The following is a 25733-nucleotide window of genomic DNA, read 5'->3' as shown; positions in this document are numbered from 1 at the left end:
AGATTGCGAATTTTGTTAACACTTCTTTCATGATCATGCACAAACATTTTTAAACCAACCATGACACAATAGTGTAATATCTTTACGGGAGGTTATGAATCGATGGGATCCATTACAGTGCTCTCCGACGAAAGTCGCGGTATTGCGTTTGACGACATCATGGAACAGCTTGAGAACTGGATGGAAGGAGAGGACTCGCATGAGAGTCCTGACTCCGGGTGGGACACGACTCGTTATTGTATCATTGATTATCAGGAGTCGGGTCAGGCCGTTTCGGCATCCAATGCGATCAGGGCTTTTATGCCGGACGTTCCATTGTTGATCGTTACGGATTTTCAATCCATGATTCGCAAGCGCCATCTTCAGCAAATCACGGGTGCGGGACCGATGAAAATGTTTCTTTGGGACGTGCAACATCCTCAGCAAATGGCGTCAGAGATGCGGAAATGGCTTGAATCCGTAAACAGACAGAACCTTTCGCAAGAACATGGGAATGCCAGAGCGAAATGAATCAAACAGGCTCTTTCAACAAACGGGCTATATGACATATTTGTATCCCGTGCCCCACACCGTTTTGATGTAACGGGGCTTTTTGGGATCAGGCTCGATTTTTTTGCGCAGGCTTGAAATGTGGACATCAATGGTTCGGTCCAGATATGCCCGTTCCGAACCTTTGATCCGGTCCATCAGCTCATTGCGGGTAAATACTTTGCCAGGATTTTTATACAGCTCTTTCATGATTTCAAACTCGATGTGCGTAACCTCGATTTCTTCTCCGTCCACAAACAGCGTTCGGCTATACTCGTTCACACTGACATGACCGGCATTCGTTGGCGTGTCTTCCTTGCTGTCTTGAACCGTTTTCCCCGAATAAGAGAGAGCAGACCTGCGCAAGAGTGCCTTGATCCGCGCATCCAGCTCTTTAAGGCTGAACGGTTTGCACAGGAAGTCATCGGCACCGTTATGAAGCGCCTTGAGACGGTCATTCAGCATCGTGCTGGCCGAAATCATGAGAATCGGAACGGTCGAATGCTGACGAAACGCATCCACCAGCGCATTTCCGTCCGTTTCGGGCAGCATCAGATCCGTCACGACGATATCCGGCTGGAATCGGGGGAAAAGCTGAAGTGCCTCGCGGGCATGATGAACCCGTTCTGTAATGTATCCTTCCTCCTCAAGAAAGAAAGCAATCATGTCGGCAAGATTTTTTTCATCTTCTATAAGAAGTACTTTGATAGACATAGAGGTCACACTCCTGGTGGAAATTTATAAAGAAACACGGAATCCAATGGATGTAGTTTGTTAGAGATTGCCGAAGCATGGAGTACGGATCGGTTTTGGTCATCCCATGTACATGTATATATGATGACTTGTCCCAATTCCACGCACCGCAAATTCAACATTTTATCATGTATGAAGTTTTTGCAAATCCATCAACATTTACCAAAACTATGCCATGTCATATTTACAGTATAATGGATCAGAACGATTTGGAGAAGAAAAGGGAACTCTGAAAAACACTCGACAAATCAAGCGCAATTCGGAAGCCTAACGTATTTTCGTCAAATAGGGCGTTAATGAAACAGTTTGTTTGCATGGGGAGGAAACGAAGTTGCTAAAAAATAGACGTAAAATGATAGGTTGGGCCAAACATTGCCTATGATTCGTACAAAAATTGGAAAAACGGTGCTGGATTGGACGCTGTCGCGGCTGCGCATTCCCTGGATCGCCACGATGGTGCTCGTTGTGCTGGGTACATTGGGCAGCGTATACGCCATCACGATGTTCTACGGCGTTCAATTGATGCTCGGCGGTGCGGCAGTGCTTGTTGCCTTGCGCCTGCATGGCGGAAAGTATGGCGGCATGGCTTTGGTGGGCATTTTCGGTTTAAAATGTCTCCTCTTAGACATGCCTTACAGCATTTGGGTCGGTGCAGCAATCCATGCTTTGGAATTCATCTGGATGCTGGCGTGGCAAAAGCGTTGGAAAAACGGCAGCATGATGACGGCCAACGCCACGTTTTGGCTAGTATTGTTTTTGCCGATTGTCGGTCTCGGCCACTTTGTCTTTGGTATGGAAATGGATGATTTGAGATTTGCGTATATGCATGCCGCTCTGGTTGGTATGGTGAATGCGCTATTGGCGGGAATCGTCGTCGACTTCTGGATTACGCACAGCGAGCATCCAATGAAGCGTGCGGGCGCGATCCCTCTTCACAGAATCGCGTTTAAATACGTGGTTGCCTTTGTTGTATCCGTTTCACTTGTACTGCTGTCGGCGGATAGCCGCAGACAGCTGGATCAAATTCGGGATGCCATTGTGACCAGCCTAAGACATGCTACCGATCTGATTGACAAGAAAGTGGGGGTTCCAGTGGTTCCCTCGGGACAATTGCAATCAACCCTGAGGCAATATAGCGAATTTATGGATGTCGGCATCATCATTTTGGGATCAGACGATCGTGTGGTGGGTTCGTCCTCCGAGCTTTACCCGGTTGGTGCAGCATTGCCAGCGAAGCAGGAACACGTTTTGCAGGCAGGGGGCGCCCCCTTGTTACTCTCGGATGCCGTGGCATCCAGCGATATTTTGGATTACTGGAGGCAGGCGGTTTTCATCAATGAGAAATGGCAGGCGCCGGCCGAGGGCTATCGTCTTATCGTACTGTCAAGCCCTTCCAAGTTTTATCCTCATATTGCATCAATCTATCTGACCACGATCCAATCCCTGTTGGTCATTATTTTGGTATCCATGATCATTGCCGCGCCGATCAGCAAAAAAGTCGTAAGCCCATTGAAGCGGATTACGCTTATGACGAGTGCACTCTCCAGACTGCTGATTCGACAAGGGGAAATGAAATGGCCGATAAGCCATGTAACGGAAGTCCAGATTTTGATCGGCAACTTGCGCAAAATGTCCGACGTGCTGCTTGAGCAGTTCGAGCAGATTCGCCAGGACAAGTTAACGCTGGAGGACCGTGTAAGGGAGCGTACCAAGGAACTGAGAAACAGCGAAGAAATCAAGCGGGCCATCGTAGATTCATCCATCGAGGGCATCATTGCTGTCGATGCATGCGGAAAAATCATTGAGTTCAATCCCGAGGCCGAGCGCATGTTTGGGCTGCGAAGGGAAGACGTGGTATATCAGAAAAATGCCCCTTCCCTGTTTCAGGGAGCCACTTGCGATGAAATCAAGCAAAAGCTTGAACGTCGCGAGTTTAATACAGGCAAGCGGCATACCCACATCGAGGAAATTTACGGCATCAGGCGCGACGGATCCGTTTTTCCGATCGAATACAAAATTGTCGAGATTCGCTTAGGCAACAAAGAGTCATTATACAATCTGTTTATCAAGGATATTACCGAGCGAACAAGAGCTGAAGAGGACCGCGTGCGCGATGCGCTTGCGCTGGAACAGCTGAACGCCGAATTGGTGCGCGAGAAACAGGCCATTCAGGAACAGCGCGACATCAGCGAGCAGTTCATTGAATCGGTCCGCGAAGGCTTGGTCATGTCCGACCGGTCTGGAACGATCACGATCGTCAATCGCCGCATTGAGGAGATGTTTGGTTTGGGGGATTTCCTTGGACGCTCCATCGAAGATCTGGCCCTGTCCATTGAGCGGTCCGTGCTCACGGATAATTTCAACCTGCTCGATCAGACGCGCGCGTTTCTGAAAGGCGAGCAGGCTTTTGCGGAAACCGAATTTGTTCTGGATAATGCGTCCAAAAGTGTTTTTTCTCTATATATGAAACAGATTGACGTACCCGGCAGAAACCATGGCTTCCTGCTGGTGTTCCGGGACAGGACGGAAGAAGAACATCTTAACCGCATGAAGCACGAGCTGATCAGCGTTGTTTCACATGAACTTCGCACGCCAGTCGCCACTATTATGGGGTATGTGGAACTGATGATGCTGTATGATCTTCCCGCCTCGCAGCGCCTTGAATTTTTAGGGAAAATTACGTCCGAGGGGGCCCGGCTCAGCAGTTTGCTGGATGACGTGCTGGATATCCAACGATTGGATAACGGAAGCTTGACCTACCACATGACCTATGTTCCTATGCTGGAACTGGTGGAGGGCGTGGCCGAACAGTGGAACATCAAATCAGTACAACGCATATATGTGCATGCCTTTAACGGGGACTTCTTCGCTTATGCCGATCAGAACCGGATGGCACAGGTGCTGCACAACCTCGTTGGCAATGCGGTCAAATACTCGCCTGGTGCCGATCGCATCGATATTACGTTATGGGAAGAGAAGAAGTGGTTATGCATCGATGTAAGGGATTACGGCATCGGCATTGCCGAAGAGGTGCAGGACATGCTGTTTACGAAGTTTTACCGGGTGGACAATTCGGACCATCGCCAGATTGGCGGAACGGGTCTGGGGTTATATATTTCGCGTAAAATCGTGGAAGATCACCATGGGAAGCTGACGGTGATGTCTGCGCCAGGCAAGGGGAGCACGTTCAAGGTCCGGCTTCCCAAACAAGAGGCGCTCGTATGAATAATTGACGGCTGACGGGATAATAAAGCCTTAACCCTACTGGATGCATCGCATTCAAGTAGCGGTTAAGGCTTCTTTGTGTCAGTTTTCACATTCGCGGATAAAAGCGGATAAAAAAGGAATCTTTTGCAAACGGTATAGGTAAACGACATTCGCATCCGTTAAAGGGAGGAGGCGTGATATGTTTCGCAAAGAAGAGAAAACGCTTGTGATCGTTTGTCTGGTTGCCGCGGTCGTCGTACTTTACGCCGTGGTGAAGAGCATCATTCGCATCATGAATTATTAGTTGTTCGAAGGAAGAAGGGCGATGCCCGGAACCTATCATTGACTAACAGTGAGGAGTGTCACCCTGATGACAACGCTGGACCCTGTTCTGCTAAGCCGGATATTGACCGGATTAACCCTGTTTGTACATATTATCTTTGCATCGATCGGCGTTGGCGTGCCGCTCATGATCGCTCTTGCGGAGTGGCGCGGATTGCGCAAGAACGACGTGCACTACACCCTGCTTGCCCGCAGGTGGGCGCGAGGCTTTGTCATCACCGTAGCGGTCGGCGTAGTAACCGGCACCTCGATTGGATTGCAGCTCAGCTTGTTATGGCCCATGTTCATGCGGGTGGCGGGACAGGCGATTGCCCTACCGCTGTTCATGGAGACGTTCGCCTTTTTCATAGAGGCGATATTCCTTGGCATATACCTGTACACCTGGGATCGTTTCAAAAATAAATACACGCACATGCTGCTGCTCATCCCGGTTGCGCTCGGTTCGTCGGCATCGGCCATTTTTATCACTACCGTCAATTCGTTCATGAACCAGCCGCAGGGCTTCACCCTGATCGATGGCATCATGAAGGACATTCATCCTATAGCGGCCATGCTGAATCCCGCTACGCCAACCAAGGTAACCCATGTGCTTGCATCCTCCTATACGCTCAGCGCGGGTTTGCTTGCAGGCATCGCCGCTTTCAGCATGCTGCGGGGCAGGGGCCATGTTTATTATAAAAAGGCATTGAAACTGACGACCGTCAGCGCACTTGTATTTGCCGTCAGCACTATTATGCTCGGGGATTCCTCCGGCAAATTTCTGGCCAAATACCAACCGGAGAAGCTGGCCGCGGCCGAATGGCATTTCAAAACGATGAAAGAAGCGCCGCTCGTATATGGAGGCATATTGGACGAGAACAACGAAGTCAAGTATGCGCTTGAAATTCCCTACGCGCTAAGCATCCTTGCCGGAAATCGGCCGGATACCGAAGTGAAGGGGCTTGAGGAGTATCCGGCCGATCTGAGGCCGCCGCTGTCGATTCACTATATGTTCGATTTGAAGGTGACGACAGGAGTGATCATTTTCCTGATTCCTGTCCTGTACGTGTTTCGGCGCTGGCTTCCGGGACGCAAACCGTATCCGAATTGGCTGCTCATGGGCATCGTGTTTCTGGGACCGCTAGCGATGATTGCGATCGAGCTCGGCTGGATGTTCGCGGAGGTTGGACGCCAACCGTGGATTTTGCGCGGATACATGAAGGTATCCGAGGCTGCCACGACGTCCACTTCCGTAGGCTGGATGCTTGTTCTGTTCATTTTGCTGTATCTGGTCCTTTGTTTCTCTTGCATCCGTGTCCTCAGCAAGCTGTTTCGCAACAAGGAAGCGGAGAAAGAGCTGGAGTCGCTCGGGCTTGAGGGAGGGATCGTGCATTGAGCTTTGAAATTGCGGGCATTGCGATTTTGTGGACGTTTCTGTTCGGATACCTGATCGTTGCGTCGATCGATTTTGGCGCAGGGTTCTTCAGCTTTTACAGTGTGCTCTCCGGGCATGAGAATAAAATCCACAACATCATACAGCGCTATCTCTCGCCGGTGTGGGAAGTGACGAACGTCTTTCTCATCTTTTTCGTGGTCGGATTGGTCGGATTTTATCCGGACAGCGCGTTTTACTATGGAACTGCGCTGCTGGTGCCCGGCTCGCTTGCCATCGTGCTGCTTGCGATTCGCGGCGTATATTACGCCTATAACACCTATGGAAACAACGGCCAGAACAGCCGGATATACATGGCCTTGTATGGGGCGACAGGGCTGCTGATTCCCGCCGTGTTCTCCACCATTTTGGCGATCTCCGAAGGGGGCATTATCGAGCAGTCGGGAGAGAGGGTTTTGTTTAGCTGGGGCGAATTTTTGACCAATCCTTACACATGGTCTGTCGTGCTGTTGGCATTGGTGAGCGTGCTTTATATTTCCGCCATGTTCCTGTCCTACTACGCCAAGAGAGCGGAAGATGAGACAGCGTTTGAAGTATTGAGGGAATATGCCTTGCTATGGAGCCTGCCTACCATCTTTGCCAGCTTTCTGGCGTTTTTGCAAATCAACAAGCAGAACCCGCAGCATTTTCAGAACATGCTGGGCATTTCATGGATGTTTATTGCCTCCTTCGTCTGCTTCGTCATTGCGGTATCACTCGTATGGAAACGCAAGTACATGGGGTGGTGCTTCGTAGCTGTCATGCTGCAGTTTGCTTTTGCCTGGTACGGGTATGGCCGCTCGCATTTGCCCTACATCCTGTATCCGTACGTTAACATTTACGACAGCTTCACGAACCGCACGATGGGAATCGCGCTGATTACCGCGTTCAGTCTGGGGCTGTTGGTGCTGATTCCGTCGCTGGTGCTGATCATGAGATTGTTCCTGTTCGATGCCGATTATGTACGAGGCCGAGCGGGGAAAAAGAAAGGATGAATACGATGTATGCAGAAGGCGTATCCGGCATTCCGGGCGTAACGGGATTAAGTTTTTTCGAAACGTTCACGATCATGTACGCTCCGCCGCTTATTATCGTCGCAGCGATCGCTTTTTTGTTCATCTATATGGCGGCAAGCGGCAATCCGAAGGACTAGCCTTTTTTCAATTCGGCGAAATATGGGTTAAAATAGGTGAAGGGAGGAGGTCCTTTCATGCCTAAAATCCGCTATAACAATCTGGATAATGTAAGCACAGACAAAACGTTGAAGGAATTCAGGCAGTGGAGGGAGGAACGGCGCAGAAAGTCGAAGGATTATACGTTCAAGGTGCCGCATCACCCGCCTGACCTGGATTTCCTGCATGCCAACCGGGAAGAGACAACGGTGACGTGGGTGGGGCATTCCACCTTTTTCATTCAATATAACGGTCTGAACATCGTCACCGATCCGGTTTGGGCCGAAAAGATGGGGTTCCAGCGTCGGCTTGGACCTCCGGGCATTCCGATCCGGGACATTCCGCCGCTGGATGTGGTGCTGATCTCCCATTCTCATTATGATCACCTGCATTTGGCATCCTTGCGCAAACTGGTGTCCGCCAAAACGCTGCTGATCGTGCCGGACGGACTCAAAAGAAAAATGGTGCGCAAGGGGTTTCACCGCTGCCACGAACTGAAATGGTGGGAGCATCTGTCCGTCGGCGGCGTGAAAATTACGTTTGTGCCTGCCCAGCACTGGACGCGCCGCACGTTGTTCGACACGAATACTTCCCATTGGGGCGGGTATGTTCTGGAGAGCGCTGCGACGGTTTCGCCTGCAGCAGCGGAAAGCGCGATTGCTAAAGCTTCGAATGAGGGGAGCCCTCGAACGTCAGCGGGATCGGGTTCAAGAGAGCACCGGAATAAAGGCGGCATTCGCAAACCGGAAGGCGGAGCGGCCCACCACTTTTCCGTATCTCCGCCCACCGTTTATTTCGTCGGGGATACCGGATATTTCCCCGGTTTTCGAACGATCGGAGAACGTTTCGACATCGACATCACTCTTATGCCGATCGGGGCCTATGAACCCGAATGGTTCATGACGTCCCAGCACGTGACGCCGGAAGAAGCGCTGCAGGGGTTCGTTGAAACGGGTTCCGAACTGATGGTGCCGATGCATTACGGCACGTTCAGGCTGGCAGACGATACGCCGCGGGAGGCGCTGGATCGCCTGGAAGCCGAACGGCAGCGCCTTGGCATCGCCGCCGAGCGCATTCAGGTTCTCGGTCACGGCGAGACGCTGCGCATTCGCCATGGCGAGGAGGAGCAAACCTGATTTTCTTTCCACATCAACATGGATTTATGGTTCATCTGAACCGGAAACAGTCCCATGCCAAATATTTAATGCGTAAAAAAGCGGCCAATCTTCGAATTAGCCGTTTTTTTGTGTTATAATATGGTGCCGGAATAGGCTTAGGGTCATTGAATCCATAAGTATACGAGCTGCTATTCATGCAATATGCAGATTAACAAATAAAAAGGATGGTAATGCTTAATGATCAGTACAAGCGGCATCACGCTCCGCTACGGAAAACGTGCACTTTTTGAAGACGTGAACATCAAATTCACGCCAGGCAACTGCTATGGCCTGATCGGCGCCAACGGGGCCGGCAAATCAACGTTCCTCAAAATTTTGTCAGGCGAAATCGAAGCAAACCAGGGAGAGGTGCACATCACCCCAGGCGAGCGCATGGCCGTATTGAAGCAAAACCACTTCGAATACGATGAGTACCCGGTTCTTGAAACGGTAATCATGGGTCATAGCCGTCTGTACTCCATCATGAAGGAAAAAGATGCGCTTTACGCCAAAGCGGACTTCACTGAGGAAGACGGCTTGCGTGCGGGTGAACTGGAAGGTGAATTCGCGGAATTGAACGGCTGGGATGCCGAGCCGGATGCGGCTGCACTCCTGATTGGCCTTGGCATTGACCGCGACATGCATGACAAAAAAATGGCAGAGCTGAGCGGTAACGAAAAAGTCCGTGTCCTGCTGGCTCAGGCGCTGTTCGGCCGTCCGAACAACCTGTTGCTCGATGAGCCTACCAACCACTTGGATCTGGAGTCCATCCAATGGCTCGAGAACTTCCTGATGGATTATGAAGGCACCGTTATCGTGGTATCCCACGATCGTCACTTCCTGAACAAAGTGTGTACGCATATCGCGGATATCGATTTCGGCAAAATCCAGTTGTACGTAGGAAACTATGACTTCTGGTACGAGTCCAGCCAGTTGGCGATCGCCCTGCAACGCGACGCGAACAAGAAGAAAGAAGAAAAAATCAAGGAATTGCAGGCATTCATCCAGCGTTTCTCCGCGAACGCTTCGAAATCGAAGCAGGCCACTTCCCGGAAGAAACAGCTCGATAAAATTACGCTGGACGACATCCGTCCGTCGAACCGTAAATATCCGTTCATCAACTTCAAGCCGGAACGCGAAGCCGGGAAGCAGCTGCTCACCGTCGATCGCATCAGCAAAGCGGTGGAAGGCGAGCCATTGTTGAACGATGTAAGCTTTGTAGTGAACAAAGGCGACAAAATTGCGTTTGTTGGACCCAACGGCCTTCCGAAATCCCTTCTTTTCGATATCTTGATGGGCGAAACGGAAGCGGACAGCGGCGAGTATACATGGGGCGTTACGACTTCCCAAGCCTATTTCCCGAAAGACAACTCCAAGTATTTCGATGGCGTGGAATTGAGCTTGGTGGACTGGCTGCGTCAGTATTCGAAGGATCAGGATGAAACGTATCTGCGCGGTTTCCTTGGTCGCATGCTGTTCTCCGGCGAAGAGGCGCTGAAAAAAGCAAACGTATTGTCCGGGGGCGAGAAAGTTCGCTGCATGTTGGCGAAAATGATGCAAACCGGCGCAAACGTGCTGATTCTTGATGAGCCTACGAACCACTTGGATCTCGAATCGATCACGGCATTGAACAACGGATTGATCGATTTCGACGGCACGATGCTGTTTACGTCCCATGACCATCAGTTCATTCAGACGATCGCGAACCGCATTATCGAAATTACGCCGAATGGCATTATTGACCGTCAAATGAGCTATGACGAGTATCTGGAAAGCGATGAAATCAAAGAGCTTCGTCAAAAGCTGTACCCTGCCGAAGCGTAAACAATCGGTCTTTCAACGGAATTGATTTCTGTTCTGCCTTATAATAAAAGAAGCGCCAAATCTCCGAAAGGAGAATGGCGCTTCTTTTTGTTTGCCATAAAAGCAACGTTCAATGTGAATTTTGAGGCTAGGACCCGCCTGTCCGGCGGCGCTGATTGTTCGGCTTTTTGTTGTTTTGGCTTTTCAATGTTTTGGTTCCGCCCTCGAAGTAAGCTCCGGCCTGATTGCCGTTCTTGGCCTGCTCCTTTTTTTGTGCCAGCTTTTGGCGTATGGCATCCTGCAAACTGATCTTGCGCGGTTCGTTCGTATTGTCGCTCATGTGAATCCCTCCCGGTCTTGCAATAAGCCGTCCGAATAAGGACGGGATGCTCCCATTTTATACGTTTTGCGAAGCCTGTACAAGGGCAACCTGTTAAAATGCGTGATCATTCGGAACGTGTCCATTTTTCCTTAATGAAACTTTGTTTCTCAAAGCTTACAGCCATGACGCTTTGCAACTTTTTTTCGGTATCCCTACAGCACTGCGGCTTGGCAACACTGTTTCTGTAGACCCACACGAGTTTCGTTTGATAACATGGAACAACGTATTATGAAAGTTAAAGGAGTGTCGTTGAAGTTGAACGCTTATGATGAAATACGCAAGGGAGAGCGGGGAGCCTGGGTTAGCATCGCTGCTTATCTCGTGCTGTCCACTTTCAAGCTGATCTGTGGATATATATTTGCTTCCAGCGCCTTGCTCGCGGACGGTTTCAACAACCTTACCGATATCGTGGCCTCCGTGGCTGTATTGATCGGATTGCGCATATCCCAAAAGCCGCCCGATTCCGACCATGCTTACGGTCATTTTCGCGCAGAAACGGTTGCCGCACTGATTGCTTCCTTCATCATGGCCATGGTCGGCCTGCAAGTACTCTTCGAAGCGGTTCGGTCCTGGTATCAGGGGGAGTTCACCGCGCCTAATCTGTGGGCCGCCGGAGTGGCGGCAGTGTGTGCGCTGGTGATGATGGGCGTGTATCGCTACAACTACCGGTTATCCCGGCAAATCAACAGCCAGGCGCTCTTGGCTGCCGCCCAGGATAATCGCTCGGACGCCCTGGTCAGCATCGGGGCCGCCGTGGGCATCGTCGGCGCGCAATTCGGCTTGCCATGGCTCGATAAGGTCGCCGCCATCGTGGTTGGTTTAATGATATGCAAAACCGCATGGGATATTTTCAGGGATGCGACGCATAGCCTGACCGACGGATTCGATCAAGACCAGCTCACAGACCTTCGCACGACGGTATCGCGCGTGCCGGGCGTGGAATTGATCAAGGACGTCAAGGCGCGCGTTCATGGAAGCCATGTGCTCGTGGATGTCGTCATTGAAGTGGACGGCGGGCTCAGTTTGATCGAAGGCCATCAAATCTGTGACCGGGTCGAGGAACGTCTGAAACACAAGCATAATATCATGCATGTTCACGTGCATGTAGAACCCAAAATGGACAATCTTCCCCAGGGAACCTAACCGGCATTCCAAAGCGATGTTTACTATAACTGAAACCCCTTTTTCATGGGGTTCGCATACATGATGAAAAAAGAGGATAGCCGCATTCGCGGCTATCCTCTTTTTGACTTATCGTTCCAACGATAATACGATACTATTGAATGGAGACGTGAATCCAGCCTTTTCCTTTCCATGTGTAAATCTGAACCCATTCGCCGCCGTCGAACCCATTCACGACTTCGCCTGTGGTGTCGACAATTTGGGTGCCCAACGCTCCGATCGGCTTGCCATTAGGGGCGTCATAGAACCATGTGCGCTCCAGAAGCTTCAGCAGCATCGTAGGCGCTTGAACCTCGTCGCCGGGTTTAACAAGTGGTTCGTCGAACATTTTGTCTGTCGTAGACGTGGATGCTTCCGTTGTTGTACCCTCCGCAGTTTGGCCGGTTACACCCTCGCTTTCTTCGGAAGCGGTTTGTGAGCCCGGAGCCGTTTCGACGGTGCCTTGGATCGTTTCCACGACAGGGGCATTCACCTCAATCGCAGGGGAAGTCGTTGCTTCGGAACTTGTCGGAGTCGTTGTGCCGGTAACCGCTTCCTCGGCACCCGCAGCGGCAGCCATGGAACCCATCAGCGTCAGGGCAGCAGCGAAACTTACGATTTTTTTCATTTGTTACTCCTCCTCGGTTAGATATGTAGTATGTTGTCTGTGATAAAAGTAACCAAGCAAGGTCACCTGTGAATCACAATTTTAGCAATACTTTCTTTTATTCTCTAGAGTCATTTTGGTCAAATTTGGGTAGAAGTGGGTCCGAATCTTTATCGTACCAGAGAGGCATAAAACCGGGATGGCTATGACAAAAAGGTCCTATTTGCAAATGGGGTCAGCGGCAGCGGAATAGAGCGAAAAGGAGGGAAATACATATGAAGCAGCACAGCAAAAGCCTGCCGCTTTTCCAAGCATGGCAGGCCTTGTGCGTACAATGAACAGCGAGTGAAACGGGTATTCCGTTTAGCTTCGTCGCATGCCGCTTCGTCCCGTAATCAGGGAAATGATGAACAATACCACGAAAACGAAGAACAGGACCTTGGCAATGGAAGCTGCAGCTTCAACGATGCCGAAGAAACCGAAAATGCCTGCAATCAGAGCAATAATCAGAAAAACGACCGACCATTTCAGCATAAGTCATCATCCTTTCATTTTGGAATGGGAAGGGCCGTTTAGTCTCTCCCTGCCCTTGTGTAGTTGTCTTTAACCGGGCCCAGAGCGCTTGAATCACACGACGCGAGCAGCGGCAGATGTGATAAGAAACGGCCGTATGCCATTGTTTCGCCGCAGAAACGGCCGGGTAACTAAAGCATTAACAAATCGATATGCAATTAGGAAAGAGAGGTTGGATTATGATCTACCAAATTAGCGTGGCGATCATTGCCGTGGCATTTGCTGTGCTTGTGTTTTTTCTGATTCGTACATTGAAGTCCGCTCAGGCTTCGCTTGACAATGTCTCGCAAACGCTGCAAGAGGTACGAACAACGATTGATGAGTTGAGCTACGAGGTAAAACAAACGGTAAGGCATGCCAATGACATCACTGCGGACGTACAGCACAAAATGAAGCAGATCGATCCGGTCATGGAGTCGGTGCAAAACCTGGGAGACGTATTGAATGAAGTCAGTGCTGCGGCAAAGCAGGTGTCGACCACGATGATTTCGCGGTTTCAAACCAAGCGCGCAGAGAAGGAACGGGAACAAAAGTCCGTCGTGCATCCCGCCCAGCAGCCATCAACGCCTGTCGACCGGACGGTGAACAGTTATGATGCTACATATAACCAAGGGGCAAAGGGCGGTAAGGAGTGGCTCAAATACGTCGACCTTGCAGCAAGCATATGGCAGCGCATAAGAAAATAAATTTTTGATTTCGGGTAACTCGTCAGGACGGTGAACCAGCGAAACCGATGGAGGGTGAGAATAATGATGAAACTGATGCTTCTGATGTTTGGCGTGATTTCTCCCTTTTCCGTTCAGGTGGCAGCTCTTCCGGTTGCCCCCGAAACGTCATGGACGGCAGTGGAGCCGCAGGTGACAGAGGTTGTTACCGTTGCGGATGAAAGGTCCGGGCAGTTCGGGTCGTTCAGGACGTTGAACGGCATCTCGCTGGATTACGGACTGGCCGACGTCATGGCCCGAAAGGGACAACCGCTGAAACGCTTGGACGATCCTTATCTGGGTTGCCCGGAATTTGATTTTGAGGATGCCCGCATCGGGGTGTGCCAGGACGAGGATGTCATTCAATACATCCATGTCGAAGGCCGCATGAAGCGCTTCATGCTAAATCAACAATGGATTGACATGGATATCGACTCCATTCGGAATGCTCTGGGGCAGCCCTATTTCAAGGCGCAGGACGGCGAGGTGTTTGTGCGGGGAGACCGGGCGTTAAAAGTGTATATGGCTCCCGGAACTGAACGCATCATGGGCATTGATTTATTTGATGAATCCGTTACCTGATTTTTTTGGAATCGAATGATATGTTTCAATACAAGATGGCATGTTTATATACTATATATGTTGAACTAGACATTTACACGTTAACGGAGAGGGCAAAAAGAATCTGGAGAAGCAAAGCGTTCGCATTTATCACCGGATGTTCCCCTTAAATAAGGGGATTCAAAAAATCTGGGGATAACAGCGATCGGAAGATGGTTCTGACCACGTAGTAACTCCGTGTAAAAATCATTGGTTCAACTTAGAGGCCGAAAATGAAGATGTTCAGAGGAGAGTGGAAACGATGAATTCAACCAACGCAAAAGCATATGCCAAAGTGGTGGAAAACGGAGTTCAAGCGGTAGAAGCAGTGAAAGAACTGCAGCGCGCCGGCTACCTTGCTGATCAAATCTTCGTTCTCGCCCATGAAGAGGACCGCACGGACCGCATTGCCGATACGGCGGACGCCAAAGAAATCGGCATGAAGCAAGAAGGTCTGTTTGACTCCATTGCCAATCTGTTCAGATCCCGGGGCGATGAACTTCGAGCGAAAATCGAGTCGATGGGCTTCACCCAAGCAGAGGCCGACTTCTACGAGAGCGAGCTGGACAAAGGCAAGGTGCTCGTCATCGCTAAAAAGGAAGAGTAGGATCGCTCTGCCGCATCGATACGTAAACATAAGTTTGTTAGCGGTATTGCAGCGGACTTTATCAAAAACATAGCTAAGGAATGGGGGTATCCTCATTCCTTAGCTATGTTTTTGCGAGTATATGGGTTGCGGCCCATGATAGCGCAAAATATCATTAATAGAGAGAGAAGAGCTGCTCCATAGAAGCACTCTTTTGACTGGAAAATGTTGATTGGCAACGTTTCACTCCATGCACTTTCCTTCATTTTGGCTTATGGTTATAGTAGGAAATGTTATGTTGACCATCCCGAAAAATGTGGAATCATGCATGTTTTGGACCTTTGCATAACCTGATTCGAAACGACAAATACGGAACGCCACAGATAAGGAGATCCTAATGAGCATACTTATTGTTGACGACAATCCGACAAATATCATCATCATTCGAGAGATTTTGAAAAAAGAGAATTATCGTGACGTCGTTGCCGCAAGTTCCGCCATGGAAATGTTCGACGTGCTGGGAATTGGCGAAGAGAGAGGCGAGATTCGTTCCAAACCATCGGATATCGACCTGATTTTGCTGGATATGATGATGCCCGAGATCGATGGCATCGAGGCATGCCGGATCATGCAAAAATACGATAATCTGAAAGATATTCCGATTATTATGGTCACCGCGATCGGCGATTCCAAAAAGCTGGCCGAAGCGCTTGACGCCGGGGCGTCCGACTATGTAACCAAGCCTATTAACAAAGTCGAATTGATGGCCCGCATCCGGCTTGCGCTGCGGTTGAAGCAGGAGAAGGACTGGCACAAGGAGCGCGATCAGCGAATTCAGGATGAGCTGAAGCTGGCAGCGATGGTCCAGAATGCTGTTTTGAGCCCTGCGATCGAAGATCCTTTATTTCACGTCAATGCGATCTACAAACCTTCGTTCGAGCTGGCGGGAGATTTGTACTCCTGGTACCCGTTGGGAGAAGGACGTTACGGCGTGCTGCTTCTGGACATGATGGGGCACGGCATCTCATCGTCCTTGTTTACGATGTTTATCGCATCCGTGTTAAAAGATACCGTAACGACGTATGTGGATCCGGAAAAAGTCATTCAAGAGCTGAACCGAAGATTCAATCAACTGCATTTGGAAAAACAGCTTGTGCAGTACTATTTTACCGCGATCTATCTGGTCGTGGATACGCGGATGAAGCGGATCGATTACGTGAATGCAGGGCATCCGCCGGCGCTTTTTTTCCGGGAAGACGGGACTGTGGATACGTTCGACAGCGTATGCTGCCCTGTGGGCTTGTTCGACAAGATGGAAATTGACCCGCAGACGGTCCATTACGAGGGGGAAGGGCATATCGCTTTATATACGGACGGGCTGCTGGAGACGGTACAGGGAGACCAGGACACACAGCTTGAGTTTCTCAAAACCCGCCTAAAGGGTGCGCACCAATGGGATGAGCCGGCCATGCAATCCTTGTTTTTCGAAACCGAAGCTCCGCCCGAGCGGGACGACGACAAATGCCTGGTATGGATCACATTGAAAAATAAAGGAGCGGAGACAGAATGAAAATCAGGAACAAATTGCTGATCGGATTCACCGCTCTTATGGCCATTTTGATCGTGTTGACGTTTGTCAGTTATGAACGGTTGCACAACAGCAACCAGCAGTTGGACCAGATGTACCAAGAGCGTTATCTGAAAGTAAGGTATTCGACCGGGATAAGAGGCGAAGTGAACGAAGTGGCCAAAGTGCTGGCGAATTTGCTGCTCAACCCTAGCAATTCGGTTAGTACGGCCAACAATCAGCTGGGTGGAATGGTGGAGGACGCCGAACGGTTTCTTGCGCAAGTGCGTGAACGGGCAGGCAGTGCGTATGAGCACCAACTGGTCGACCGGGTGGAGGAGGCTTGGAACGCGTTCGAGAAGTACGCCGAAAGGCAGATCAACCTGTTGTCCCAAGGACGCGTGGAGGAAGCGAACCAATATCGCAATACGACCGGGCTGCAGGTCCAGCAAGAAGCAATGGACAGCATGAATGCCCTCTCCCGGTACCAGGATCAGGAGATTGATACGCAAATTACGCAGGCCAATGAACAGTATACCCGCGCGGTCCAGATCACGTCGGGGATTACGATCGCCGGTTTGCTGCTGGCTCTGGGAGTTATCCTTTGGGTGCTGCCCAGCATAACCAAAGGCCTCAATACCGTTAATATGATGATCGCCAGTTTGGGCAAGGGGCATTACCGGACGGTCCGGCGCATTCGGGTGAAATCCAGCGACGAGATCGGCCAGGTCGCCGAAGTGCTCAAGGCCGTATCCGGCGATCTGGAAGAGAAGCTGGAAGTGGAGAAAGCCTATTTACAGGCCCAGAAGGATTTGAACTGGACGAACTCAAACATCGCGAGGGTTCCCGAGCTGCTGCGCGGCATCGGATCCATCCGCCAGATCTCGCAGATGTTTATCAGCGAATTCGCCCCGGTTCTCGGTGCCCAGGCAGGTGCCGTTTATTTGATAGACGAGGAGAAACATCCCGACGAAATCCGGCGTTACGGAGTCTATGCGCTTGAAGAAACGAGCGAAGCAGGCAAAAAAGCGTACCGGATCGGCGAAGGGCTCATTGGTCAGGTGGCTTTGGACGAACGGCCGATCCAGCTTGAAGAAGCCCCGGGGGATTACGTGCGCATCACGTCGGCGACCGGCCATTCCCAAGCAACAAGCATCATGATCCATCCCATCGTGTTTGAGGATGAATTGATCGGGGTGGTGGAACTGGCTTCCTTTAACGGTTTTAGCGACCTTCAAAAAAATCTGTTCACGCAGCTCGTTTCCAATCTGGGAGTTATCCTGAATAACGTCCGCAGAAGGCTGCGGGTCGAAGAACTGCTGCGCGAGTCCCAGGCGTTGACCGAGGAACTGCAGGTGCAATCCGAGGAATTGCAGACCCAGCAAGAGGAATTGCGCCGATCGAACGAAAACCTGGAGGAACAGGCGGCCGCGCTGAAACGTTCGGAGGAGCTGCTGCAGCGGCAGCAGGAAGAGCTGGAGCACTTTAATACCGAACTGATTGCCAAGACGCGCGCGCTGGAAGAGCAGGTTCGGGAAGTGGAAGAGAAAAACGACGAGATCGAACAGACCAAGGTGCAGCTGGAGCAGCAAGCGATGCAATTGTCGATGACAAGCAAGTACAAATCCGAGTTTTTGGCAAACATGTCGCACGAGCTTCGCACCCCGTTAAACAGTTTGCTCATCTTGTCGCAGTTGTTGTCCGAGAACAAGGACGGCAATCTGACCGAAAAGCAGCGGGAATATGCACATACGATATACATGTCCGGTGCGGACTTGCTCAAGATGATCGATGAAATACTGGATCTGTCCAAAGTGGATGCCGGCAAAATGGATATCAACTACGAGACCGTCCACATGGAGGATTTGGCCCTGTTCACCAAACAAAATTTCGGGCCGGTCGCGAGCAAAAAGGAACTCGGATTGAACGTCGAATTCGACGCCAATCTGCCGGATTGGATTTATACGGACGGCCATCGCGTGAAACAAATTTTGCGGAATCTGCTGTCGAATGCCTTCAAGTTCACCAATCGCGGCCAAGTCAGTCTGATCGCCAAAAAACTGAAAGCCGGAGAAATTCCGGAATATTTGAACGCGAACCAAGATTACGTCAGCTTCACCGTGCAGGATACAGGGATCGGCATCGCACCGGACAAGACCGACCTGATCTTCGAAGCTTTCCAGCAAGTGGACGGCACTACAAGCCGCAAATACGGCGGCACGGGACTTGGGCTATCCATCAGCCGGGAACTGGCGCGTTTGCTGGGCGGAGCCATCAAGGTGGAATCTGCGGAAGGCGTTGGCAGCGCCTTTACGCTGTATCTTCCCGACAACAATGCAGAGTCGATTGATCATCGGGCATTGGCTGAGGCAGCGCCTTCCGCCGAGAGTGCGTTACAGGAGGCGGGGGAAAGCGAAACAAGGCTTTTCGAGCACCGGACCTCCGCGATGAACAACGTGGACAACCGCCTGATGGGGACACAAGGAAGCCCTGTCATCAGCAGGAACGTTCCACACCCGCCAGCCGAGACGGCCATCGACGATGATCAACAGCATATCACGGCAGGCGACAAGGTATTGCTGATCATCGAGGATGATGTGAAATTTGCTCATATTTTGATGGATATGGCGAGAGGACGCGGATTCAAGGCGATCGTCGCGCTGCAGGGGGACAAAGGGCTCGAAATGGCCCGTCACTATTTGCCGGACGCCATCATTCTGGACATACAATTGCCGATTATGGACGGCTGGTCCATTCTGGGAGAGCTGAAAAGCAATTCCGCAACAAGACATATTCCGGTACATGTCATTTCCGTCATCGATGATGTCAAACAAGGTTTAATGATGGGAGCCATTGCTTACCTGCGAAAACCTTCGAGCAAGGAAGCGCTGGATAAAGCTTTTTCCCATATTGAATCCTATACGGAACAACAATTGAAACGATTGCTGATCGTTGAGGACGACGAGGTGCAGCGGAAGTCAATCATCGAGCTGATCGGTCATGACGATGTAGCGATCACGGCCGTTTCCACCGGGCAGGATGCGTTGAATGAACTCCATGGTCAACGGTACGACTGCATGGTGCTTGATTTGATGCTGACCGACATGACCGGCTTTGAGCTGCTGGATCGAATTCGGGACGATGAAGGTCTGAATGACCTGCCGATCATTATTTATACGGGAAAAGATCTGGATACCAAAGAAGAGACGAGACTTCGCAAATACGCCGAATCGATTATTATCAAGGACGTGAAATCGCCGGAACGGCTGTTGGATGAGACAACGCTGTTCTTGCATCGGGTCGAGGCCAATCTGCCGGAAGACAAACGCAAGATTCTGCAGAAGCTGCATAACAAGGAGACATTGTTCGAAGGCAAAAAAATATTGCTGGTCGATGACGATATCCGCAATGTGTTCGCGCTTTCCAGCGTTCTCGAAGGCTATCGGATGGAGGTCATTTTCGCCGAAAACGGACGGGAGGCCTTGGACATTCTGGAAGCCAATCCAGACATCGACCTGGTCCTGATGGACATGATGATGCCGGAAATGGACGGCTATGAAGCGATGACGCGAATCCGCCAGATGCCGAGATTCGAGAAGCTGCCGATCATTGCCCTTACGGCCAAAGCCATGAAGGACGACCGCGGCAAATGCATCGAGGCAGGGGCTTCCGATTATGTGAAAAAACCGATCCAGACCGATCAATTATTGTCATTAATGCGGGTATGGTTGTATTCGTAGGCCTCAGGACGGGGTAATGAAGAAACAACAGTACCATGACGTGCAACCATAAACATAGAAGTGGAGAAAAATTATGACATCGTGGGAATCAAGGGAGAAGGAAACGGGCCCTTCAAATATGCCTCAGGAAGAAGAGCGGGAACTGATCGAAATCCAGCTGCTGCTGGAAGGGATGCACCGATTGTACGGATACGATTTCAGAAATTACGCGCTGCCATCCCTCAAACGAAGAATATGGCATTATGCCCATGCCGAGGGCGTCGGAACGATATCGGGGTTGCAGGAACGCATTCTCCATGACCGTTCCTCGTTCGATCGGTTCGTCCATACCCTGTCCATTCCTGTAACCGAAATGTTTCGAGATCCGTCATTGTTCCGGCTGTTCCGCGAACAGATCATTCCCGTGCTGCGCACGTATCCATATATCCGGATATGGCATGCGGGGTGTTCGACGGGAGAAGAAGTATATTCCATGGCCATCATGCTGCATGAGGAAGGACTGTACGACAAGGCCAGAATTTATGCTACGGACATGAACGACCGCTCCTTGCAGCAGGCTAAGGAAGGAGTATACGGGATTGAAAAAATGAAGCTGTATACGACGAATTATTTGGAGGCCGGCGGGACAGGGGTTTTCTCCGAGTATTATACGGCCAAATACAATTCGGTCATGTTCCACCCGTTCTTGCGGAAAAACATCATATTCGCCGAACACAACTTGGCGACGGACCGCTCGTTTAACGAGTTTAACGTCATTTTTTGCCGGAACGTCATGATCTACTTCAACGATGAATTGCGGAATCGCGTGCACGGGTTGTTTCACGAAAGCCTGAGCCATTTCGGCATTCTTGTTTTGGGTTCCAAGGAGTCCGTGCATTTCACGGAATTCAGCGAGGCCTACGAGCCGTTGGACCGAACAGAAAAAATATATCGGAAGATAAAATAGGGGGTTAGGTTTTGACGATGGGGCTCAAAGAACCAATCCATATCTTATTGGTAGATGACCGCCCCGAGAATTTGCTCGCGCTGGAGGCGGTTCTGGAGTCGGAGCGGTATAGCCTGGTTAAGGCAACTTCCGGAGAAGAAGCCCTTCGCTGCTTGCTAAAGGACGAATTCGCGGTCATCGTGCTCGATGTGCAGATGCCTGGGATGGACGGGATCGAGACGGCCCGGCTGATTAAAGCCAGGGATAAATCCAAGGATGTGCCGATTATTTTCATTTCCGCCAACAGCAGGGAAGCCGAGCATCTGTTTGCAGGGTACTCTGCCGGAGCGATCGATTACATGGTGAAGCCGTTCATCCCGCAAATTTTGAAGTCCAAAATTGACGGATTCGTAGAAATGTTCATTTCGAACAAAAGGTTGAAAACACAGACGATGCTGCTGCACCAGAAAACGATGGAACTCGAACAAATGAACCAAGAGCTGGTTCGCGCCAAAGAGGAGGCTGAAATCGCCGCGAAAGCCAAAACGGAATTCCTCGCGATGATGAGCCATGAAATTCGCACCCCCATGAACGGAGTCATTGGCATGGTGGATCTGTTGATGGAAACCGAGTTGAAGGAAGATCAGAAGGAATATGCGGGGATTATACGGCGCAGCGCCGACACCCTCGTCACCGTCATCAATGACATTCTTGATTTTACGAAAATGGATTCCGGCAAAATGGAGCTGGAGGAGCACCCGTTCGAGCTGCTTTCCTGCGTGCGCGAAGTGTTTGAATTTTTCACTGCGGAAGCCGGCAAAAAAAATCTGGAGCTGGATTACTTCATAGACGACGCCGTACCCAAACTGATTCAAGGCGATATGGCCCGGCTTCGCCAGGTGTTGATGAATCTCATCGCCAATGCGGTCAAATTCACCGATCAAGGCGGCATCTACCTCATCGTGTCAGTCAATGAAGAGTCAGACCAAGGGATTACGCTGGAGTTTGCAGTGAAGGATACTGGAATCGGCATAGCACCGAATAAGGCCGAGCTGCTCTTCCAACCTTTTTCGCAGCTGGATACGTCTATGACGCGCAAATATGGGGGGACGGGACTTGGCCTTGCCATTTGCAAAACGCTGGTAGAAATGATGGGCGGCAGCATCCGCTATCTGGACACGGCCGAGAAACGGGGAGCTACGTTCGTATTCACGATTAGCGCGCGTCGTTATGAAGAAGACGAATCGTTCGTGGCAGGCGGCGAAGACCGGATGGAAGATGTACGAAAGGATGAGATGCATCCCGCTGTGCTCATCGTCGACGACCATCCGATCAATTTGAAGTTGATGTCCGTTATGCTCAGTAAAATAGGCCTGCGATCCGAAGTGGCCGAGAATGGGCAGAAGGCGCTGGACATGATTCAGGCTTCTCCCCGATACGACTACGTTTTCATGGATCTGCAGATGCCTGTTATGGACGGGCTGGAATGCACCCGAAGGATCCGGGAAACGGTGCCACGGGATAAACAGCCGATCATCATTGCCATGACGGCCAACGTGATGGAAGGAGTTCAGCAGCGCTGTTTCAATGCCGGCATGGACGATTATATCAGCAAGCCTGTCAAACTGGGGAGCGTGAGAACGAAGCTGTCCCGATTTCAGGAACAACGTTTGAAGATCGAAACAGCCGCATCGGCGATGAACCAAGCGAATTGAATTGTTTTCCATTGGACAGGTTGTTTCATCCGGCCGCAATTCGGTTATTAGGTAAGGAAACCATTAATCAGGAGAGAGATGTCTAATGAATACAAATAAAAACGAGAAATTTAATGCAAGAACCGAGATACAGGATGGCGTATGCACCGTTTATTTGACGGGTGAACTGGATTTGTCGGTTGCTCCTGAATTTCGCCTGGTGATGGAACCGCTGGTCGTGAACCAGGATCAGGACTTGATCATCAACATGAAAGATTTGAACTACATCGACAGTACGGGGATCGGTATCCTGTTATCGGTATTGAAGGCACGGCACGGCAAAGGTTGTTTCGAGGTACGGGACGTTCCGACGCAGATTCAGAAGCTGTTCGATATGACGGGCATTGCCAAGTTCTTTGTTTCCCAGAAGAATCTCCAATAGGAAAGGATCGAAAAAGGAATGAATGCAGAAGTTCAGAGAATTACTTTAAATTTGCCTGCGACGGCTGAGTATGTTGATATCGTAAGGTTGAATCTTTATGGCGTGGCGTCCAAAATGGGTTTCTCGTACGAGGATATTGAAGATATGAAGGTAGCCGTATCCGAGGCGTGCAACAATTCCGTATTGTATGCCTACGCGCATGAGGGCGGCATGGTCGAAGTTGTGTTTGAAGTGGATCAGGAAAAGCTGGCCATAACGGTCAAAGACGAAGGAGAAAGCTTTACTCACGTAAACCCGGCTGTTTCGCGCGCAGGCCTTCACAACACGCATCTGGAGGATGCTCAGGTAGGGGGCCTCGGCTTTTATTTGATGCAGGCCCTAATGGATGACGTAAGCGTGGAAAGCGAAGCGGGGAAAGGCACCAAGGTCATCCTTGTCAAACGCCTTGCAAGAAGTGAGGAGAAAGTATGAGCGAAAAAGTGACTCCTCCAGAGTCCATGTCTGAATCCGTCGGTTTGATCTGGGAATATCAGCAGACCAAGGATAACGAGATCGCAACCGTCCTTGTCCGCAAATACGAACCGATGGTCAAAATGGCGGCCGGAAAAATCGCGCGAAACCGCCCTGATCTGTATGAGGATCTGTATCAGACGGGACAAATGGCTTTAATTCGGTTGCTGCAGCAATACGATATCAATTTGGGCGTGCCTTTCGAACCGTATGCCATGAAGAGCATGATCGGGCACATGAAAAACTATTTGCGGGACAAGTCGTGGTACATCCAGGTTCCAAGGCGGATTAAGGAGAAAGGTGCCTTGGTCCAACATGCAATCGATGAGTTGACCGTCAAGATGGAGCGATCGCCAAGCGTGGAGGAAATTGCGGAGTATCTCGATTTGTCTCCCGAGGAAACCATCGAAGTGTTGGCAGGCCGGGAATGTTACCACTATGTATCTCTCGATTCCCCGTTGTCCCAAGACGAGAGCGCGGCAACGTTGGGCGAACTGATCAGCACGGATGCCAATGACTTCGATTCCGTGGAGAAACGCATGGACCTGCAGCAGGCACTGGGACAACTGAAAGAGCAGGAGCAGAAAGTATTGATATTGGCATTCCAGGATGGACAGTCGCAGCGGGCCATTGCGCAGAAGCTGGGTGTATCCCAGATGAGCGTCTCTCGGATCCAGAAGAGGGCGACCGAAAAATTAAAACAAATCATGTCCAACACACCGCTGTGACCAGAGCGTTTGCACAGTTGGCGAGATGGAGGGTATAAAAAAGGACACGTCATTCCGCATCATGGAAGCGTGTCCTTTTTGGAGCTGGGAACCGATGAACGAACAGGAATGCGATACGGGAGTGATTGTATGAACAAGGAGAAGGCAAAGCCGGAATTCAGGCGGGACAGGCAATTTTTTTCGAACAACTGGGAGTGGTGGGATTGGGTTGCTACTGACGAGGACGGCTTGCGGGATGCATTGGACGATCTCATTGAAATATATCCCGAGATGCAGCACTGGCTGCGCAAAATTCCCGAAGTAAAATCCAACTATTTGTCCGTCCGTTTCATGAATGGAACAGTACCGGTCATTTTCGGATCGTTGTTGTATGCGGTCAAGAATGAGAGAGCCAGCGAGCGTCAGGAGTACCAAATGTATTTTTATATGGATCGGGGCAGGCTGTTTACGCTCAATTTGGACGATAACACCAGGGGAATCATGTGCACCGGCGAACGTGCAGCGATGCTGCAGCAAGCCAAGGATGCACGGGAAGGCATGTTCATTTTGTTCAGGGCGATCCTGCATTATTACCATGTCGGGATGGATCAATTCGAAATGAACCTGCGCGGGTTGGAACGCAAAATGGAATCGCGCAACAACCGAACTTTAATGGACCAGATCCTTGCTGCCCGTTTTGAGCTGCTATATTGGAGCAACCATTTTATCCCTTTTGCGGAGTTGATCGCTGCATCCAGGGAGGCCTTTCTGGAGGAGCTGGAAGAGAGTCGATTCTTTCGCCAATTGGCATACCGGGTCGAACGAATGGATGGCCTGTTCAAGCATTACGAAAAGGAGATAGACACCTTGATTTCCATCGACAATGCGGCTTCAGGCATACGCGGAAATGAAATTATGAAAACGCTGACGATCGTGACTTCGGTTTGCACGCCGGCAACCGTAGCGGGAGCTGTGTGGGGCATGAACTTTGAAAATTTGCCTTTCATCGATAAAACTTGGGGAGTCGTTCTGATCATTGCGCTCATTTTGGCGAGCATGGCAGGGATGTACGGATGGATGATGATGAGAGGATGGACGGGAGATTTGCTGAAAGGGGAATCCTCCCGGCCCACGGCGGAGGATACCGATAAACGCCGTTAAG

At 50.6% G+C, this 25733-nt stretch carries 23 protein-coding genes; 19 read left to right on the top strand and 4 right to left on the bottom strand.

Features of this window, described 5'->3' with window-relative positions; translation table 11 throughout:
* Positions 1 to 102: 102 nt before the first annotated feature.
* Entirely contained in the window at positions 103 to 510 is a 408-nt protein-coding gene (locus tag RSX24_RS24150; protein WP_343261995.1) for a hypothetical protein, read from the top strand.
* A 27-nt stretch (positions 511 to 537) separates the two neighbouring features.
* On the opposite strand, the gene RSX24_RS24145 is transcribed toward RSX24_RS24150, so the two are convergent.
* Positions 538 to 1242: a response regulator transcription factor gene (locus RSX24_RS24145; RefSeq protein ID WP_236420531.1), complete on the bottom strand. Its 705-nt coding sequence runs from the start codon at positions 1240 to 1242 to the stop codon at positions 538 to 540.
* A 417-nt stretch (positions 1243 to 1659) separates the two neighbouring features.
* On the opposite strand from RSX24_RS24145, the gene RSX24_RS24140 reads away from it, so the two are divergent.
* From RSX24_RS24140 to RSX24_RS24115, 6 genes are all read left to right on the top strand, one after another.
* Positions 1660 to 4506 (top strand): ATP-binding protein, encoded by a 2847-nt coding sequence (locus tag RSX24_RS24140; RefSeq protein WP_343262051.1) that lies wholly within the window; start codon positions 1660 to 1662, stop codon positions 4504 to 4506.
* A 352-nt stretch (positions 4507 to 4858) separates the two neighbouring features.
* A complete protein-coding gene (locus RSX24_RS24135; RefSeq protein ID WP_343261994.1) occupies positions 4859 to 6205 on the top strand; it encodes a cytochrome ubiquinol oxidase subunit I in 1347 nt (448 codons plus the stop codon).
* Positions 6202 to 7236, top strand: coding sequence for a cytochrome d ubiquinol oxidase subunit II (locus RSX24_RS24130; protein ID WP_236420533.1), 1035 nt, complete (start codon positions 6202 to 6204; stop codon positions 7234 to 7236). Before RSX24_RS24135 ends, RSX24_RS24130 begins: the two co-directional genes overlap by 4 nt.
* Complete coding sequence (cydS, locus tag RSX24_RS24125) at positions 7233 to 7394, top strand: cytochrome bd oxidase small subunit CydS family protein (protein ID WP_236420534.1); 162 nt, start codon at positions 7233 to 7235, stop codon at positions 7392 to 7394. The genes RSX24_RS24130 and cydS overlap by 4 nt, the downstream gene beginning before the upstream one ends.
* A 57-nt stretch (positions 7395 to 7451) precedes the next feature.
* Positions 7452 to 8549, top strand: a complete 1098-nt coding sequence (locus RSX24_RS24120) for an MBL fold metallo-hydrolase (RefSeq protein ID WP_343261993.1) — start codon at positions 7452 to 7454, stop codon at positions 8547 to 8549.
* Positions 8550 to 8768: 219 nt separating this feature from the next.
* A complete protein-coding gene (locus RSX24_RS24115; protein ID WP_339274664.1) occupies positions 8769 to 10394 on the top strand; it encodes an ABC-F family ATP-binding cassette domain-containing protein in 1626 nt (541 codons plus the stop codon).
* 127 nt (positions 10395 to 10521) lie between these two features.
* Here RSX24_RS24115 and RSX24_RS24110 read toward each other — a convergent pair whose 3' ends face one another.
* Positions 10522 to 10713, bottom strand: a complete 192-nt coding sequence (locus RSX24_RS24110; protein WP_236420537.1) for a hypothetical protein — start codon at positions 10711 to 10713, stop codon at positions 10522 to 10524.
* Between the two features lie 297 nt (positions 10714 to 11010).
* Here RSX24_RS24110 and RSX24_RS24105 point away from each other — a divergent pair, with 297 nt between their 5' ends.
* Positions 11011 to 11898, top strand: coding sequence for a cation diffusion facilitator family transporter (locus RSX24_RS24105; RefSeq protein ID WP_236420591.1), 888 nt, complete (start codon positions 11011 to 11013; stop codon positions 11896 to 11898).
* A 133-nt stretch (positions 11899 to 12031) separates the two neighbouring features.
* On the opposite strand, the gene RSX24_RS24100 is transcribed toward RSX24_RS24105, so the two are convergent.
* Together RSX24_RS24100 and RSX24_RS24095 are read right to left on the bottom strand one after the other, a co-directional pair.
* The gene (locus RSX24_RS24100) at positions 12032 to 12544 is read right to left on the bottom strand and encodes a hypothetical protein (RefSeq protein WP_236420538.1); all 513 of its coding nucleotides are present in this window, start codon (positions 12542 to 12544) and stop codon (positions 12032 to 12034) included.
* A gap of 342 nt (positions 12545 to 12886) precedes the next feature.
* Positions 12887 to 13057, bottom strand: a complete 171-nt coding sequence (locus RSX24_RS24095; RefSeq protein ID WP_236420539.1) for a DUF1328 domain-containing protein — start codon at positions 13055 to 13057, stop codon at positions 12887 to 12889.
* A gap of 218 nt (positions 13058 to 13275) precedes the next feature.
* Here RSX24_RS24095 and RSX24_RS24090 point away from each other — a divergent pair, with 218 nt between their 5' ends.
* The 11 genes from RSX24_RS24090 (at position 13276) to RSX24_RS24040 (ending at position 25732) form a co-directional block, all read left to right on the top strand.
* Positions 13276 to 13782 (top strand): DUF948 domain-containing protein, encoded by a 507-nt coding sequence (locus tag RSX24_RS24090; protein WP_339274662.1) that lies wholly within the window; start codon positions 13276 to 13278, stop codon positions 13780 to 13782.
* A 63-nt stretch (positions 13783 to 13845) separates the two neighbouring features.
* The gene (locus RSX24_RS24085) at positions 13846 to 14382 is read left to right on the top strand and encodes a hypothetical protein (protein ID WP_343261992.1); all 537 of its coding nucleotides are present in this window, start codon (positions 13846 to 13848) and stop codon (positions 14380 to 14382) included.
* A gap of 280 nt (positions 14383 to 14662) precedes the next feature.
* Positions 14663 to 15007, top strand: a complete 345-nt coding sequence (locus RSX24_RS24080; RefSeq protein ID WP_236420542.1) for a YflT domain-containing protein — start codon at positions 14663 to 14665, stop codon at positions 15005 to 15007.
* Positions 15008 to 15383: 376 nt separating this feature from the next.
* Positions 15384 to 16556, top strand: coding sequence for a PP2C family protein-serine/threonine phosphatase (locus RSX24_RS24075; RefSeq protein ID WP_236420543.1), 1173 nt, complete (start codon positions 15384 to 15386; stop codon positions 16554 to 16556).
* Positions 16553 to 20293 carry a response regulator gene (locus tag RSX24_RS24070; protein ID WP_343261991.1) on the top strand — a complete coding sequence of 1247 codons (3741 nt, stop codon included), beginning with the start codon at positions 16553 to 16555 and terminating at the stop codon, positions 20291 to 20293. Before RSX24_RS24075 ends, RSX24_RS24070 begins: the two co-directional genes overlap by 4 nt.
* Positions 20294 to 20366: 73 nt before the next feature.
* Positions 20367 to 21239, top strand: coding sequence for a CheR family methyltransferase (locus tag RSX24_RS24065; protein WP_236420545.1), 873 nt, complete (start codon positions 20367 to 20369; stop codon positions 21237 to 21239).
* 17 nt (positions 21240 to 21256) lie between these two features.
* Positions 21257 to 22933 (top strand): hybrid sensor histidine kinase/response regulator, encoded by a 1677-nt coding sequence (locus tag RSX24_RS24060; RefSeq protein WP_236420592.1) that lies wholly within the window; start codon positions 21257 to 21259, stop codon positions 22931 to 22933.
* Positions 22934 to 23018: 85 nt separating this feature from the next.
* Entirely contained in the window at positions 23019 to 23354 is a 336-nt protein-coding gene (locus RSX24_RS24055; protein ID WP_236420546.1) for an STAS domain-containing protein, read from the top strand.
* Between the two features lie 18 nt (positions 23355 to 23372).
* A complete protein-coding gene (gene rsbW / locus RSX24_RS24050) occupies positions 23373 to 23825 on the top strand; it encodes an anti-sigma B factor RsbW (protein ID WP_236420547.1) in 453 nt (150 codons plus the stop codon).
* The gene (locus tag RSX24_RS24045) at positions 23822 to 24592 is read left to right on the top strand and encodes a sigma-70 family RNA polymerase sigma factor (protein WP_236420548.1); all 771 of its coding nucleotides are present in this window, start codon (positions 23822 to 23824) and stop codon (positions 24590 to 24592) included. Before rsbW ends, RSX24_RS24045 begins: the two co-directional genes overlap by 4 nt.
* A 129-nt stretch (positions 24593 to 24721) precedes the next feature.
* A complete protein-coding gene (locus tag RSX24_RS24040; protein ID WP_236420549.1) occupies positions 24722 to 25732 on the top strand; it encodes a magnesium transporter CorA family protein in 1011 nt (336 codons plus the stop codon).
* Position 25733: the final 1 nt, after the last annotated feature.

Source organism: Paenibacillus hubeiensis (assembly GCF_032334105.1).
Taxonomy (GTDB): domain Bacteria; phylum Bacillota; class Bacilli; order Paenibacillales; family Paenibacillaceae; genus Paenibacillus; species Paenibacillus hubeiensis.
This window is presented reverse-complemented; position numbering and strand designations above follow the sequence as displayed.